12 protein-coding genes and 1 pseudogene are annotated in these 16,030 nt (G+C 69.2%); 6 read left to right on the plus strand and 7 right to left on the minus strand.

Annotation, left to right across the window (positions count from 1 at the left end):
• From CcI156_RS26280 to CcI156_RS16550, 4 genes are all read left to right on the plus strand, one after another.
• Positions 1-186, plus strand: a 186-nt coding sequence (locus tag CcI156_RS26280) for a hypothetical protein (protein WP_217697713.1), incomplete at its 5' end; no start/stop codon positions are given.
• A gap of 151 nt (positions 187-337) precedes the next feature.
• Entirely contained in the window at positions 338-1,915 is a 1,578-nt protein-coding gene (locus CcI156_RS16540; protein ID WP_254847472.1) for a N,N-dimethylformamidase beta subunit family domain-containing protein, read from the plus strand.
• A 218-nt stretch (positions 1,916-2,133) separates the two neighbouring features.
• Positions 2,134-2,724 (plus strand): hypothetical protein, encoded by a 591-nt coding sequence (locus tag CcI156_RS16545; RefSeq protein WP_232235147.1) that lies wholly within the window; start codon positions 2,134-2,136, stop codon positions 2,722-2,724.
• A gap of 187 nt (positions 2,725-2,911) precedes the next feature.
• The gene (locus tag CcI156_RS16550; RefSeq protein WP_023841449.1) at positions 2,912-4,840 is read left to right on the plus strand and encodes a DUF2142 domain-containing protein; all 1,929 of its coding nucleotides are present in this window, start codon (positions 2,912-2,914) and stop codon (positions 4,838-4,840) included.
• 342 nt (positions 4,841-5,182) lie between these two features.
• On the opposite strand, the gene CcI156_RS16555 is transcribed toward CcI156_RS16550, so the two are convergent.
• Positions 5,183-7,402 carry an NADP-dependent isocitrate dehydrogenase gene (locus CcI156_RS16555; protein ID WP_076806693.1) on the minus strand — a complete coding sequence of 740 codons (2,220 nt, stop codon included), beginning with the start codon at positions 7,400-7,402 and terminating at the stop codon, positions 5,183-5,185.
• Positions 7,403-7,861: 459 nt separating this feature from the next.
• Entirely contained in the window at positions 7,862-8,278 is a 417-nt protein-coding gene (locus tag CcI156_RS16560; RefSeq protein WP_076806695.1) for a hypothetical protein, read from the minus strand.
• Between the two features lie 336 nt (positions 8,279-8,614).
• Between CcI156_RS16560 and CcI156_RS16565 the strand changes: the two genes are divergently transcribed.
• On the plus strand, positions 8,615-9,460 hold the full coding sequence (locus tag CcI156_RS16565; protein ID WP_076806698.1) for an isocitrate lyase/phosphoenolpyruvate mutase family protein: 846 nt from the start codon (positions 8,615-8,617) through the stop codon (positions 9,458-9,460).
• Between the two features lie 512 nt (positions 9,461-9,972).
• On the plus strand, positions 9,973-11,232 hold the full coding sequence (locus CcI156_RS16575; RefSeq protein WP_076806700.1) for an epoxide hydrolase family protein: 1,260 nt from the start codon (positions 9,973-9,975) through the stop codon (positions 11,230-11,232).
• A gap of 187 nt (positions 11,233-11,419) precedes the next feature.
• Here the strand turns inward: CcI156_RS16575 and CcI156_RS16580 are convergent, their stop codons facing one another.
• The 5 genes and pseudogenes from CcI156_RS16580 to CcI156_RS16600 form a co-directional block, all read right to left on the minus strand.
• Entirely contained in the window at positions 11,420-11,632 is a 213-nt protein-coding gene (locus tag CcI156_RS16580; RefSeq protein WP_011436614.1) for a hypothetical protein, read from the minus strand.
• Between the two features lie 168 nt (positions 11,633-11,800).
• Positions 11,801-13,177, minus strand: coding sequence for a group II intron reverse transcriptase/maturase (ltrA, locus tag CcI156_RS16585; RefSeq protein ID WP_076806702.1), 1,377 nt, complete (start codon positions 13,175-13,177; stop codon positions 11,801-11,803).
• Between the two features lie 614 nt (positions 13,178-13,791).
• Complete coding sequence (locus CcI156_RS27420; protein ID WP_255361210.1) at positions 13,792-13,914, minus strand: hypothetical protein; 123 nt, start codon at positions 13,912-13,914, stop codon at positions 13,792-13,794.
• Between the two features lie 31 nt (positions 13,915-13,945).
• Positions 13,946-15,420: pseudogene (locus tag CcI156_RS16590) on the minus strand (ISKra4 family transposase).
• A gap of 143 nt (positions 15,421-15,563) precedes the next feature.
• A partial coding sequence (locus CcI156_RS16600) for a transposase (protein ID WP_175637608.1) occupies positions 15,564-16,030 on the minus strand: 467 nt, incomplete at its 5' end.

A 16,030-nucleotide genomic window follows, 5' to 3' on the forward strand; every position in this document is an offset into this window, starting at 1 on the left:
CGCAGCGCAGGTCACGACGCAGCGCAGGTCACGACGCAGGACAGGGTCACGACGCAGGACAGGGTCACAGCGCGCTGGGCGGGTCCCCCGGGCCTGCGGCTACGGTTGACCCGCCACATCCTCGCACTGAGCCATCAGGTCGATCGGATAGCGATCCGGCACGGGAGCGAGGTGAAGATCGGGTAGGGACGGGGGCGGCTTGCGATCGCAGATTGCGTCGGGACTGCGGGTTACGTGGTGGTCGCGGCAGGACAGGCGCCCGACCGGCGGCCGCATCGTCCCCTCCGGCATCGTCCGGTCGGGCATCGTCCGGTCGGGCGCCGTGCGATCCCGTCCCGTGTCACCCCGTGTCGCGTTGACGGCCGTCGCGCTGGTCGGCCTGATCGGGCTGGTCGGCACCGGTTGTGACGGCTCATCGCCCGCGGCGGGTAACCGGCCGTCGGCCGGTACCGACGCGTCGGGCGGGTCCGGGAGACCCACGGAGCCGGACACGCCCGCCGGGTTCGACGTCAAGGCCGAAAACGCCCGGCCCGGCGCCGACTGCGGGCTGGCCCGGCTCGGCGAGGGCCACGCGGTCGAGGGCTGGCTGGACCGGGTCGGCGTCGACCCCGGTCAGCCCGTACGGTTGTTCGCCTCCACCACGGCGAGCCGGCTCGCCGTCTCGGTGTTCCGGATCGGCTGGTACGGCGGCCACACCTGCCGGCTCATCACCCGGCGGGAGGAGCTGCCCGGCCGGGTCCAGCCGTCGGCGGCGATGAACGCGACGACGAACACCGTGTCGGCCGCGTCGTGGGCCCCGACCGTGACCTTCGACACGGCGACGTGGCCGCCGGGCGACTACCTGTTCCGCCTCGACAGCAGCAACGGATTCCAGTCGTACGTGCCGTTGACGGTGCGCAGCCCGTCCGCGCAGGGCAGGATCGTGATCCTCAACTCGGTCACCACCTGGCAGGCGTACAACGCCTGGGGAGGCTACAGCCTTTACCACGGGCTGCGGGGTTTCGCCGACCGCGCCCGCGTCGTCTCGTTCGACCGGCCCTACGGCTACGGCGACGGTGCCGCGGACTTCACCGGGAACGAGGCGCCCCTGGTGACGCTGGCAGAGCGGCTCGGCCTGCCGCTCGCCTATGCCACCGACATCGACCTGCATGCCGAGCCGCGGCTGTTCGACGGTGCCCGCGCGGTGATCTCGCTGGGGCACGACGAGTACTACTCGCCGCGGATGCGGGCGACGCTGACCGCCGCCCGGGACGCCGGGGCGAACATCGCCTTCCTCGGCGCCAACGCCGTATACCGCCGGATCCGGCTCGCGCCCACGCCCCATGGGCCCGACCGGCTGGAAACGGGCTACAAGGTCGCCAACGAGGACCCCCTGTACGGGCGGGACAACAGCCAGATCACCGCGAACTGGCCGTCGCCGCCGAACGCCGACCCGGAGAGCTCGCTCACCGGCGGCATGTACCAGTGCAACCCGGTGCACGCCGATCTGGTGGTGACCAACCCCGGTCACTGGCTGCTGGCCGRCACGGGGCTGGCGGCGGGCAGCCGGATCCCGGGCATGATCGGGTCCGAATATGATCGCGTCGATCCCAACCGGCCGACGCCACAGATGATCGAAGTGCTGGCCCACTCGCCGGTGGCCTGCCACGGTCAGGCCGACTACTCCGACGTCAGCTACTACACGGCGCCGTCCGGGGCCGGTGTCTTCGACGCCGGCACCAGCGCGTGGGTGTGCGCCCTGCTCGATGTCTGCGGGCCGGGCGCCCATGGGGAGCCGGTGCAGCGGTTCGTCACCCAGGTCACCACCACCCTGCTGCAGGCCTTCGCCGCGGGGCCGGCCGGGCGGGTCCACCCCGCGGCCCGGTCCGTCCCGGCCGAGGCCCGCAGCACGCCGGTCACCGGCAGCGAACGCTGACCCGAAACCCCGTTGTGCCGCCGTCTGCCTGCCTGCCCACCTGCCCGTCTGCCTGCCTGCCCGTCTGCCTGCCTGCCCACCTGCCCGTTTGCCCCATCCGCTCCGATCCAGGGCCTACTCGTCTAGAGTCACCCATCGCACGCGTAACGCCGTAGATCGTTCGCCGGACATCCGCGATGCCGGCGAACGCTGTCGAAAGTAGGTAGTGGATGTCTTCGATGATCGCCAGACCGGCGGGCCGCGCATCACGATGGGGAATCGTCCTGCTGGTGGCGCTGCTCCCGGCCGTGCTGCTCGGGGCGTGCAACTCCTCGAACGGCGGCTCCAAGACCGTGCAGGGCGCCACGGCATCCAGCTCGACGGGCACCGACGACGACTCCGAGTACAGCGGTGCCTGCCCGACGGGCGGCAACAGCAGGGCCTTCGCCAAGACGCGGTTCGCGGTGCACGCGGGCCTCGCGCTCGGGGCCTTCCACCGGTACATCTACAAGCCGGCGAAGAACGGCGGCTTCCGATCCGGAGCCCCGAAACGGAAACGTACCTACGCCAAGGCCGCGGTCGCCGGCGTGTTCACCGTCCACGAACTCAAGGTCGCCAAGAAGTTCGCCCTGGCCAACCCGTCACTGTGCAACGCGGTGCAGTCAATCAGCGACAAGTTCAACACCCTCACCGGGAAGTTGAAGAACGGCACCGCGACGGATGCCGACATCAACTCCGAGGAGAACCTCTTCACCGCTTTCCAGCAGACCGCCGGACAGGCCGGTTTCGGCTTCACGGAGAAGAACGTCACGGTGCCCGGCGCCGGCTGAGTTCCGCTCCGCCCCGCCGCCCCGCCGCCCCGCCGCCTCGCCGTTCCGCCCGGCGGGCCCTGGTGGCGACCCGCGGACGATCGGCCCGGTCCCGCCAATCCGCCAATCATGCAGTGGAGTTAGATAAGCGTGACAGGGTGCGATGGGGCGAGGGAACCATCGGACGTCGGGGCGCGACGGGGGAGTCATGGCCGGTGGACCGGAGTGCCGTTCGGCGACGGACCGTCCCGGCAGTGCCGCGCATCACCGGAGTGGCCGAAGTAGCTGGCCGGGCTGGCGGGGCCGGCCGGGCTGGCCGGGCCGGCGGGGCCGGCCGGGCTGGCCGGGCCGGCGGGGCCGGCTGCGTGGCACGGCCGACCGGTCCCCGGGTGCGTCCCGGCTGCCTCCCCGGCTTCTCGTCGCGGGGTTCCTCCTGCTCGTCGCGGCCTGGGTCGCCACCAACCCGCCGGGGTTCGGCCCCGACGAGCCCGCCCACTTCGTGAAGGCGGTCGGCGCGGGCACCGGACAATGGACGGGAACACCCGGCAGGCTGGCACATCCGTCGTTCGGCAACGGACCGGGCCGCGCCGAACGGATCGACTGGATCAATCGCAACAGCCGCGTCTTCGCCCTGCCCGCCGGGCTCAACCCTGGCGCGGCGGGGTTGCCCTGCGACCTCTTCCGCGACTGGGTGTCCGTCGCGTGCCTCGACCGTCCGCGCCCCCGGCCGCCGGCGACGCGGGCCCTCAGTTACGTGGGCACCTATGAGCCCTATCTCTACGCGGTCGAGGGTGCCGTGATGATCCACACGCACACGGCGGACGGCGCGCTCTACGCCGGGCGGGCGACCTCGGCTGCCATCGTGGTGACGCTGTTGACGATCATTATCTTCGCCTCCTGGGATTCCCGCGCCGGACTGCTCTCGGTCGGCGGCGTGCTGCTGGCGGTCTCGCCGATGGCGTTGTTCCTGGGTTCCGTCCTCGGCACGAACGGGATGGAGATCGCGGGCGCGACCGCGTTGTTCACCCTGGCGCTGCGACTCGGTCGACCGGGCGCGCCGCCGAGGTGGATCTGGCCCGCCCTCGGCCTCGTCGCCGCGCTGGTGGCGTTGTCCCGGCCGTCCGGTCCCCTGTGGGTGCTGCTCACCCCGATGATCGCCGCCGGTCTCGCGGCCCCCCGCGCGCGGGCGCGGGCCGTCGATGCGGTACCCGCCGTCGAGCAGCCCCGGCCGGTCGAGCGGCCCCGGTCAACAGAAGGGACCCAGCCAACGGAGGGGCCCCGGMGGCACCGGCTGGTCGGGTGGCTCTCGGTTCCGTGGATCGCCCTCGCCGTGGCCGGGGTCGTCGCGACCGCGGTCTGGGAGAGGCGCGTGCAGCCACACCCGGGGATACGCCGTGAGCTCGCGGAGCAGGGGCTGCGGCAGCTGTCGTCCGACGCGCCCGCCTGGGCACGGCAGTGGGTCGGGGTGTTCGGCTGGGCGAGCCTGCGGATGCCCTCGTTCGCCTACTGGACGTGGGGCGCGTGCCTGYTGGTCCTGCTCGGTGCGGCGTTCGTCGTGGGAACCTGGCGGCAGCGGATCCGCCTCGGCGCGGTGCTGATCGGCGTGGTGGCGGTGGCGGTGGTGCTCGACGTGCTGGTYCTGCGGCAGACGCGCTTCCCGGTTTACGGGCGGTACCTGCTGCCGATCGCGGTGCTGGTACCCCTGGCGGCCGGGGAGATCCTGACCCGGCGGGCCGCGCGTATCCCCGCGACCCTGCGCCGGGCGGGGCCCGCCGTCGCCGTCATGGCGGTGGTCGCGGTGCATGCCGTCGGCCTGTGGACGGACTGGCAGCGCAGCGCCGTGGGCAGCTATGGACCGGCCTGGTTCCTGGGCTCGTCGCAGTGGAATCCTCCGGGTGGCTGGGTCCCCTGGATGGCCCTGGCGGGAGCCGGTGCCTGCTGCCTGCTCGCCGCCGCGGCGGCCGGGCTGTGGCGGCCGGGCCGCGGCGTTCGCCCGCATCGCCCGGCGGCGGGGACGCGTCAGATCAGGGCCCGGCCGGTCCGGGTCACGAGATGTCCAGGACCTTCAGCGGCGCCGGCAGGACCGCATCGGCGACCCGCCGCTCCGCCGGCGACAGGCCCGGCAACCGGGACCTGATCAACTCCAGCGCGTCGTCATCACCGACCAGCCCGAAACCCTGCTCAATATCACTGACTGGCCCGGAAAATCGCTCAACTACCCGGCTGACGCTAGGCGCCGCCCATGAACCTCAACAGACATGTTGATGACGGAATAACAATCCATATGCCGGTTCATCGTTGGAGCGAAGTTCCGCCGCGGCAGATGGAGGCCATTGCGCTACACGGAGTCACGGCATGGCCGCTGCCGACGACGGGAGGGCCCCGGGTCCGGGTCCGGACCCGGAGGCCGGGGCCCTCCTCTCATCGCGTTATCGCGTGGGATCCCCCTCCTTGGCGTGGGACCCTCGCTCGGGTCTCGTCAGCCGAGGCTGGCGATGGCCTCGTTGAAGATCTTCGACGGACGCATGACGGCCGCGGCCTTGACGGGGTCGGGCTGGTAGTACCCCCCGATGTCGGCAGGCGAGCCCTGGACCGCGATCAGTTCGTCGACGATCGCCTTCTCCTGGTCGGCGAGCGTCTTGGCGAGACCGGCGAACGCCTCCGCGAGACGGGGGTCGCCGATCTGCGCGGCCAGCTCCTGCGCCCAGTAGAGCGCCAGGTAGAAATGGCTGCCGCGGTTGTCGAGGCCACCCAGCCGGCGGCTGGGCGACTTGTCCTCGTTGAGGAAGGTGGCGGTCGCGCGGTCGAGGGTGTCGGCGAGCACCTGGGCACGCGCGTTGCCCGTCGTCCGCGCGAACTGCTCGAAGCTGGCCGCGAGCGCCAGGAACTCGCCCAGGCTGTCCCAGCGCAGGTAGTTCTCCCTGAGCAGCTGCTGGACGTGCTTGGGCGCGGAGCCGCCGGCGCCGGTCTCGAACAGGCCGCCACCGTTCATGAGCGGGACGATCGAGAGCATCTTGGCACTCGTGCCGAGCTCCAGGATCGGGAACAGGTCGGTCAGATAGTCACGCAGCACGTTGCCGGTGACTGAGATCGTGTTCTCGCCGCGGCGGATCCGCTCCAGTGAGAACGCGATCGCGTCGACCGGAGCCTTGATCTCGATCCGCAGCCCGGAGGTGTCGTGCCCGGGCAGATACGCCCGGACCTTCTCGATCAGCCTCGCGTCGTGGGCGCKGTTCTCGTCGAGCCAGAACACCGCCGGGTCACCGGTGGCGCGGGCGCGCGCGACGGCGAGCTTCACCCAGTCCCGGATCGGCGCGTCCTTGGTCTGGCAGGCGCGAAAGATGTCGCCGGCGGCGACCGCCTGCTCCAGCACCACGGTGCCGGCCTGGTCGACGATCCGCACCGTGCCCGTGGTGGGGATCTCGAAGGTCTTGTCGTGGCTGCCGTACTCCTCGGCCTTCTGCGCCATCAGGCCGACGTTGGCCACCGAGCCCATCGTCGCGGGGTCGTAGGCGCCGTGCGCCCGGCAGTCGTCGATGGCGACCTGGTAGATGCCGGCGTAGCTCGAGTCGGGCAGGACCGCCAGGGTGTCCGCCTCCCGGCCGTCCGGGCCCCACATGTGGCCGGAGGTAYGGATCATGGCCGGCATGGAGGCGTCGACGATGACGTCGCTGGGCACGTGCAGGTTGGTGATGCCGCGGTCGGAGTCGACCATTGCCAGGGCGGGGCCCTCGGCGAGCTCCGCGGCGAAGGAGGCCTTGATCTGCGCGCCCTCGGGCAGCGATTCCAGGCCCTTGAGGATACCGCCGAGCCCGTCGTTCGGGGACAGGCCGGCCGCGGCGAGCGTCGCGCCGTGGGTGGCGAACGTCTTCGGGAAGAAGGCCCGTACCACGTGGCCGAAGATGATCGGGTCGGAGACCTTCATCATCGTGGCCTTCAGGTGCACCGAAAACAGCACGCCCTCGGCCTTGGCCCGGGCGATCTGCGCGGTGAGGAACTCGCGCAGCGCGGCCACCCGCAGGACGGCCGCGTCCACTACCTCGCCCGCCAGCACCGGCAGGGACGGGAGCAGGACGGTGGTGCTGCCGTCGTCACCCGCAAGCTCGATGCGCAGCGTGCCGGCCGCGGCGATGATCGTGGACTTCTCGGTGGAGCGGAAGTCGCCGGCGCCCATCGTGGCGACGTTCGTCTTCGAGTCGGGTGTCCACGCGCCCATCCGGTGCGGGTGGGTCCGGGCGTAGTTCTTCACCGAGGCCGGGGCGCGGCGGTCGGAGTTGCCCTCGCGCAGCACCGGGTTGACGGCGCTGCCCTTCACCTTGTCATAACGGGCGCGGATCTCCCGCTCCTCGTCGGTCTTCGGGTCGTCCGGGTAGTCCGGCAGCGCATAGCCCCGCTTCTGCAGCTCGACGATCGCCGCCTTCAGCTGCGGAATCGAAGCCGAGATGTTCGGCAGCTTGATGATGTTCGCCTCGGGCGTCCTGGCCAGCTCACCGAGCTCGGCGAGCGCGTCCTCGATGCGCTGGGCCTCCTCGAGATCCTCGGGGAAACTGGCGATGATCCGCCCCGCCAGGGAGATGTCGCGGCTGTCGACACTAACCCCGGCCGTCGCGGCGTACGCCTGGACCACGGGCAGGAACGAGTACGTCRCCAGGGCCGGAGCCTCGTCAGTGTGTGTATAGATGATGGTCGAGTCAGTCACCGATACTCCGCTTCGCGTCTGTTTCATCTGGGTATCAAGGTATGCCCTGAACGCCCGCTCCACCGGGGTCCTCGCCGGGCCGGGGCTGTCGGCAGCGGCACCCCACCGACCAGCATGATCGCCATATCGGGTCTCCTCGCGCGCGGGGCTCGGTGACGCTCCGGACAACCCGGGCACGCGGTCGCCGACCGGTTCCGGACGGCCCGGCTCGCCGTCCACGGGGCCAACCTAGGAGCCAACTTCGGGGCCAACTTCGGGGCCAACCTCTCCAAACGCAACGCGACCATCTCCTCCGGACTCGCCGCGGTGGGGGCCGATGTAGCTTATTTCTTCGGCGATCGCGGCTGCCACCTCCGGATCAGTCGCCGGCCACCGGGTGCGGGTGGGACGGCGCGGGCAGGTGTCGGGCAGGTGTCGCGCAGGTGTCAGGTCCGGGCAGATGTCGGATCCGGGCAGATGTCAGCTACTGCCACCCGCGGTGGCGGACACGACGCGGAGCAGGACGGTCAGGCGGTCCCAGGCGACGAGGGTGRCATCGTCACGCTCCTGGGTGGGCGGTGCCGCGGCGAGAAGCTGCACGGTTTTCACCGCCGCATACAGGTACAGCGGTCGGGGCCGCCAGGCGATCAGCTGCGGGTACGTCTCGTCCAGCGCCCGGTGGACGAGGTACCGGGCCGGGGCGTCAGGTCGATGCTGCCCGGAATCCAGCTGGTGGAGGATGGCGGCGGCAGCATCGACCTCGTCCGCGTCCGGTATCCAGGCGTAGGTCCGCAGGGCGGTCTMCGCTTCGTTGAGCGCCTCGCCCGCGGCTGCTATCGGGTCTCCGTCGCCGTGGGGCACGGGCGGCGGGGCCCAGTCATCGTCGTCGTCGGTCATAGAACCACCGTCCCTCACCGCGGGCGTCCCGGGCTGGCGACTGACGTCCTCCCCGCTCTGAAAGGTGGGCATCCCGACTCCTACGCACCCACCAAAGGGGGCGTGGTGGTGAGGTTCGCGGTTCGTCGGCACAGCCGATGCCATGCCTCCCCGCGCGTTCACCGCACGTCCTGCGGCAATATTCTGGGCGGCGCGTTGATGTCGGCGTTGCGCCGAAACCCKCAGGCGACACCTGCGAAGATGACGCTACCCGCGACGCATCACCGGCCGTCGACCAGCGCGTAGAACTCATCTATCCACGCCGGTGCCCCAACTGCCCCCAGGAAAGTTGATGTGATGGACGACAACACGACCGCGCAACATCGCAAAGCGGTGATATTCCGTGAGCTACACGAGCAGGCCAGTCCGTTTGTCATGGCAAATGCCTGGGACGCCGGAACCGCGCGCCTGCTGACGCAGGCCGGCTTTGTCGCCATCGGAACCACAAGTGCCGGGCTGGCCTTCAGCCACGGTGTGGYCGACGGCGCGAACCTGATCGACCGCACGCTGACTTTTGCCAACGTCCGTGCGATCGCCGCCGCAACCCCGCTACCGGTCTCCGCCGACCTCGAGAGCTGCTTCGCGCAGACACCCAGGGACGTCGAGAAGACCGTTCTGCTGGCCGCCGAGGCTGGAGCCGTCGGGGGGTCCATCGAGGACGCCACCGGAATACCGCAGGCGCCGATCCTGGCCTTGGATGACGCCGTCGCACGAGTCGGCCACGCGGTCGCCGCCGCGCGAAGCCTGCCCTTCCCCTTCGTCATCACGGCACGCGCCGAAAACTTTCTCTACGGCCACCCCGATCTCGAAGATACGATACGTCGCCTTCAGGCGTACGCGGCGGCCGGCGCCGATGTGCTTTACGCCCCGGGCCTGCTGGGCCCGGACTCCATCCGCGAGGTCTGTAAGCGGGTCCAGGGCCCGGTGAACGTCCTGGTGGGCCCGCCCCCGTTCCCGTCGGTGACCGAACTGGGCCTGCTCGGTGTCCGMCGCATCAGTTTCGGCTCCCTCCTGCCGCGTATCGCTCTCGCGGCCGTGCTGCGCGCGGCCCGGGAGATCCACGAAGAAGGTACGTTCTCATGCGCCGCCGAGGCGACACCCTATGCGCAGGCCAATCAGATGATGTCCTCGGAGGTGCGGTAGCGCGGGCAGAGGCGGCCGCTCTTCACGGCCGTACGGGTCCGGCGACAGGACCACCGGACCKTGCCGGCAGCACCACCGTCAGCGGTYCCCGGCCCATCGGCGGTCCGCTTCGTCCCATTCCTCGTTGCGCCTGTCCAACCCCTGCCGCCAGTTCTCGGCGTCCGAGGCACTGCCGTAGGGACCCAGGCGCCGATGACCGGGCGCATCCGGCGGGTTCTCCGCGCGTCCGTGGTCGAGACACCACCACCAGCCGGACGGGTTCCAGGCCGAACTGTCCACGGACCCGGACCCGGAACGGGAATGGGCCCGGCGGCGCGCCGCCATCCCTCGTAGCCATGTCCACATAGCCATCTCCTACCCGGGTCACGCCCGCCCGATCCCCACGCGGCGATGTCGTTCCGGCCGAGCCGGACTCACCCGATACGTCGACCGGCTCACCGGTTACGTCGACCGGCGGTAGGAAGACGATGATGCGAAGACGATGATGACGAGACGACAACAAGGAGACGACGATGAGCCACGAAACCACGCCGTCGCACGCCGTCGAGACCCGGCCGTTCCCACTGAAGCCGACGCCGATTCACGTGCCCGACGACGTGCTCGCCGACCTCCAGCGGCGCCTGGAGTTGACTCGCTGGCCGCTCGATGCGGGCAACGAGGACTGGTATTACGGCGTGAACCGCGCCTACCTGCAAGAACTTGTCGACTACTGGCGCACCGGCTACGACTGGCGCAAGTCCGAAGYCGCCATCAACGCCTACGAGCACTACCAGGTCGAGGTCGAAGGCGTGCCGGTGCACTTCATGCGCAAGGCCGGAGTCGGCCCCGATCCGACCCCCCTGATCCTCACCCATGGCTGGCCCTGGACGTTCTGGCACTGGTCCAGGGTCATCGATCCGCTGGCCGACCCCGGCGCGTACGGCGGCGATCCCACCGAAGCATTCGATGTGATCATCCCCTCGTTTCCCGGCTTCGGGTTCTCCGTACCGCTGCCGAACAACCCGGACCTGAACTTCTGGAAGGTCGCCGACCTCTGGCACACCCTCATGACTCAGACCCTCGGCTACGACAGGTACGCCGCCGCCGGCTGCGACGTCGGAGCCCTGGTTACCGGCCAGCTTGGGCACAAGTACGCCGACGAGCTGTACGCCATCCACATTGGCTCCGGCCTGAAGCTCACCCTGTTCAACGGCGACCGGGCCTGGGACCTCAGCGGCGGCCGGCCCATCCCCGACGGCCTTCCTGACGACATCCACGCCCAGATCGTCGCCGTGGAGAGGCGCTTCGCCGTCCACCTCGCCGCGCACGTGCTCGCCCCGAGCACGCTCGCCTACGGGCTGTCCGACTCCCCGGCCGGGATGCTCGCYTGGATACTCGAACGCTGGGTGAAGTGGAGCGACAACGGCGGCGACATCGAGACCGTCTTCACCAAAGACGACCTGCTCACCCATGCCATGATCTTCTGGGTGACCAACGCGATCGGTACCTCGATCCGCACCTACGCCAACAACAACCGCTACCCGTGGACCCCGTCCCACGACCGGCAGCCAGCCATCGAGGCGCCCACCGGCATCACCTTCGTCGGCTATGAAAACCCACCCGGCGTCAGTACCGACCAGCGGGTTCAGAACTTCCTCGACTCCGACCGCGCCGCCTGGTACAACCACGTCAACCTCAACGCCCACGACCACGGCGGCCACTTCATTCCCTGGGAAATCCCCGCTCAATGGGTCGACGACCTGCGGCGTACCTTCCGCGGCCGCCGCTACTGATCTTTAATTCGTGATGTCGCTGGATCATGGTGTTGTGGGTCATGATGGTCGCGGCCGATGCCGGGATCGTGGCCACCGACCCTTCGGCGCCGGCCGGCGAACCTGTAGGGCCCCACGCCAGACATCTTCCGGTCCTCATCCGCACCGCTCTGCCCGACCACGGCCGGATACCCGGGCCGGCCGGTCATCACGAGGCGAGCTGGCCCACGGTGATTCCGATGGCTTCGTAGGTGGCGGCGGCTCGCTGGTCGAGACTCATCAGAGTCGCCTGATGTTCGGCCGCGGTGAAGGCGATCAGGGCGTCGTAGGCCGGGCCGCCCAGGATAAGGAAAGGTCGGTTCGCTGGTTGGTGCGTACCGTCGGTGTCCAGGGAAGTCGGGTGATGCGATCGGTTTTGCACGGCCGGTGTAGGGTAGGCGACTGGCGCGGTGGCATCTCGCTTTAGGCGCGTGGTCCGGTACCTTTGTCCGCGCGGTTTCCCGCCCGTTTCTCATCCCGGCCGTCCATASCATGCTCCGTCTCCAGCCGCCCCCCGTCAATCCGTGCATGTGGTTCTCCCACACACGGCTTACCGACGCCGTTCACCGCCGGCATTCGGTCTCTCCCGCCAGAGCTTTCCGGCCCTGGGAGTGACGACAATCCCAGACAGGCTGACCAGGCCGAGGTCCACCGGCCGGGAGCGTATCAGCACCCGCCAGCCGAAGCCCATGCTGCGCCGGTGTCTGGCCCGAACAAACCGAGCCAGCCGTACCTGCGCGAACCGCCTGATCATAGCAAGGCGCCGTGCCGAATATCCGTAGCGGAAATATCCGGCCCAGCCACGCAGGAACAGGTTCAGTTCCCGCACGACCGCCTCTGGCTTAAGCAGCAGCCTGGACCGTCCCGTAATCTCCCGAATCCGATCCCGAGCATGCTGCATGGCCCTGTCCGAGGGCCAGCGCGCAAGAAACGCCACCCTCCGTCTGCCCCGGTCACCCCGCGACAGCACCAGGCGGTGATGGAAGCCCAGGARCTCAAGACCATCCCCTCCCACCTGTAGGTGAACGATACGGGTCTTGGCTGCCTTGGTCTCCAGCCCCAGATCAGCGAGCAACCGGACCAGACAATCCATCGCCCGCACCGCCTGATCCTCCGACCAGCACATCACGACGATATCGTCCGCGAACCGGACCATCATCCCGTCCCCGTCGTCCCATTCCCGGTCAAGCCGGTTCAGGTAGACGTTACAGAGTAATGGGGACAGCGGCCCGCCCTGGGACATTCCGCTGACCGGCCTCCGGACCTCGCCGTCGCGCATCACGCCGGCACGCAGGACAGCACGCACCAACCTGAGCATCGCCTGGTCGCAGACCCGTTCCTCGATCGTCTGCATCAACCCTTCGAACGGGATCGCCGTAAAGCAATCAGCGATATCCGTCTCCACCACCCACCGACGGCCCTTCCCGCACGCATCCACCAGCACTTGCAGTGCGTCATGAGCCGAGCGCCGCGGGCGGAACCCGAACGAGCACCCGGCCATGTCCGCCTCGAAGACCGGCTCGAGCACGATCTTCACGGCGGTCTGCACCACACGGTCGCGGACGGCAGGGATCGACAGCGGCCGGGACGCACCCTTGTCCCCCGGCTTGGGAATTTCTACCCGGCGCACAGGCAAAGGACGGTACCCCCCTTCCCGCAATTCGCCGCCCAGCTCGTCGAGAAGACGGGACACCCCGTACTCCTCGACCTGGGCAATGGTGGTCCGGTCAATGCCCGGCGCGCCCCYGTTGGCGCGCACCAGTGCCCACGCACGCTCCAGGACGTCCCCACGGTGGACCTTGTCCGAGAGCGCATGGAACCTCCGCCCGGGATCGGCCTTGGYCGCCCGGTACAGCGTGTGCTGCAAGACACGGACCGGATCCACTCGGGATCCCGAAGCGGCGGGAATAGCAGCAATGGCACTCACCGAGCCCCTCCTTCCAACTCCACGCGTCGACGAAGCAGCGGCCCTTCCCTCACCGCCGGTTATGTTGTCCGGCCGGCTCGAACGGTAATATGGCCGCCTCCGACGCCCACCCGGCCCGCCACCCACTTCCCGGGATCTCCGGTTATAGGGCACGGTTCTCCGGCAGCTTTCCGTAGACTGCCGGGCCGGGGAGGGCCTCCCCAGTTCCCACCGCCACTGTCAGCACGTTCCGCGCCCCATACGCCGGGGAGTTCCTCACGGCTGCAATTCCAGGATCTTCGCCGCTTCCGTGGCCTTCGCCCCGATAGTGAGAGGCTCGGCACTCCCTTTCCCACCCCGGAGGGCAGGATCCTCACGACGCCGCAGGCTTCGCTTTATGCTACGGACCGCRCTCTCGCTCCCCCTCTCACAGGGCCTTTGACGCTGGGCTTCGACCCCGCCCGTTTCCAGACGAAGCCGCCAGCCTGCTACCGGGCCTCCTGGCAGCTACCCGGACCGGACTTTCACCGRCAAGCGACGGTGAGCTTACGAACAGCAGGATCCACCGCTACCTCACGGCTTCACCTCCCGTCCCGCTGGGCGCACACTAAGGAGAACGAAAGTAGCTGGACCGGCTACCAGCGGATGTAGGCGAGGTGGGGGTCACCGAAGAAGCCGATGACAAGCGCAGAGTTCTCCTGGAGCCTGCGAAGTGCGGTGAGGGCGTTGGAGTAAAGATCCGAGACCGATGTAATCATTTTTGGGTGCAGTTCTTGTGAAGTGAGTTGATCAGGGCGGTATGCGGTTGTCGGCGTACTGGTTGCGGTGGTTGCGGTGCTGTTCCTGTGCGATGTGGTACTTCCAGTAGTCGTCGAAGTCGCCGTTGGTGACCAGGGCGCGGAGCAGGAGCACGGATTCGGCGCCGTCGAGTCCCCATCGGGCACCGGTGATGTCCATCCGGTCCTTGACGAGGTGGCGGCAGGCTCCCTCGATGACACCGGTCGCGATCGGCCAGCCGCCCACCAGGGCGGTGGCGTAGTCAAGCCAGGGTGCCTTGGCGTCGAGGTAGTCGGCGCAGGTGTCGGCGCCCTTGCGTTCGGCCTGGTTGTAGCCGTTGTAGGTGGCGCGGCGGCGGATGCCGGTGGCGACCTGGCCCGCCCGGCCTTCCAGTACCTTGCGGGCCTTGTCGGTGACCCAGGCCTCGGCGTCGGGGTCCCCGGTGGTGAAAAACGACCAGGCGGCCTTCCACAGGTATTCCAGGACGTGGATGAGATYGACGACGATGTGGACGACGACGCCGCGGTGGGCCGCCTCGGCGGTGACGGCGTCGAGCTGGGTGTTGTTGCCGTCGACGAGCACGATCCAGGTCCGGGCGTGGGTCGGGTCGCGCCGTTCGGCCTCGTCGAACCCGGCCGCCACCACCGTGGCGATGTCGTCGACGACCGAGGCCGTCACCCACTTTCCGGTGGCCTTCGGCCCGTCGGGCCCGGTCACCCCGGGCGGGGGCAGCACGTCAGCCGGGGTACGCACGACCGGGACGACGTCGTGGACCGCGGCCAACTCCGCCATCCGTTTCCGCCCGTTCTTCTCCCCGGGCGACAGCCGTGTCGCCAGCTTCCGCCCCGCGGCGGCCGCCTTCGCGGTGGCCGGGCGCAGCCCCTCCGGCCGCATCACCACACCTTTCCCGTCGAACTGCAACACCAACAGCAGCCCGTCGGGCACCGGCCCGCACACCGGGGCCGTGTAGAAACCGGCCACGTCGACCGCCACCGACCGGGCCAGCTCGACAAGCTGGCGCTTACCGACCCTCACCCCGGTCGCCCGGGCGACCGCGGCGACCGCGGCGTCGAACGACCCCCGCGCGGCCTCCAGCGCCACCAGCCGGCGCAGCCCGTGCGAGTGCAGCCCCACCGGCAGGTTCAACACCCCGTCCGCCGGGTGCAGGTTGGCCGCCCCGGCGCCCGATAGGCCAGCCTGCTCACCGCCACCCGGCCGAACACCGTCGACAGCGCCCGCCGATGCGCCTTCTCCACCCGGGTACGGACCACCCCGTCCACCCCCGCCGGCGGTTCGGCCAGCCGCACCTCCCGCGCCGACCGCAGATCAAGATGGTCCTGGAACAGCGACCGCAGCAGCTCCCGGCCCCGGCCCTCCAACCACACCTCAAGACCCTCATGGGTCAGGCCCGCGGTCTCCGCCCCCGCAAGCCCCGCCCGCAACGCCCCGTACAGCTCGTCCGACCCGGCGAACGCACCCGCCGACACCCTCTCCGAGCCAACCTCATACCCTGACACCCAGGCTCCTTGCTCACGTCACGTTCTGGCTTCGACACCCGCGAACGTAGTGGCAAGGAGCCCTTTCACGATCAACCCAAACCCAGGGAACCGAGATCATCCAGCCAACGATCTCACTCTGAAGGATCTACACCCATCATTTTTCGGCCGATCTGTGCGGTCTTCACGTTGTTCCAGACCCACTCGTCCGGGTTGGTGTCGGGGGCATAAGGCGAGAGAAAGAAAATCCGGAGCCTACCGTCTGTTCCTGCGACGAACCGACGGACAGCCTTCGAATCGTGGTAACTGACGTTGTCGACGATGAGGAAGACCTTTCCACCGTCGTCTTGGAGCAGCTTCCGGCAGAATTCTATGAAGACCTTGGAGTCGACGGACCCGCCCTGCTGGAGCATGAAATGAAGCTTTCCCTGGGCGCTGACCGCGGAGAGCATGAGAACCGATTTCCGGTCTCCCGTTCGGCTGATCACCGGGGTTTCACCGACGGGAGCCCCCAGGACGCCCTCGACACCGCCTGCACCATCCACCTCCCCGCCGAACCCAGCTGAATCACTGCACCCCCAAAGGACTTCCAGGCTCAACC

The organism is Frankia sp. CcI156, assembly GCF_001983015.1.
Lineage (GTDB): Bacteria > Actinomycetota > Actinomycetes > Frankiales > Frankiaceae > Frankia > Frankia casuarinae.

Bases quoted from the DNA above. Each gene is read 5' to 3' on its own strand.
- CcI156_RS16545 (WP_232235147.1), top strand. From the start codon at position 2,134: ATGATCGCCAGACCGGCGGGCCGCGCATCACGATGGGGAATCGTCCTG.
- CcI156_RS27420 (WP_255361210.1), bottom strand. From the start codon at position 13,914: ATGATTACATCGGTCTCGGATCTTTACTCCAACGCCCTCACCGCACTT.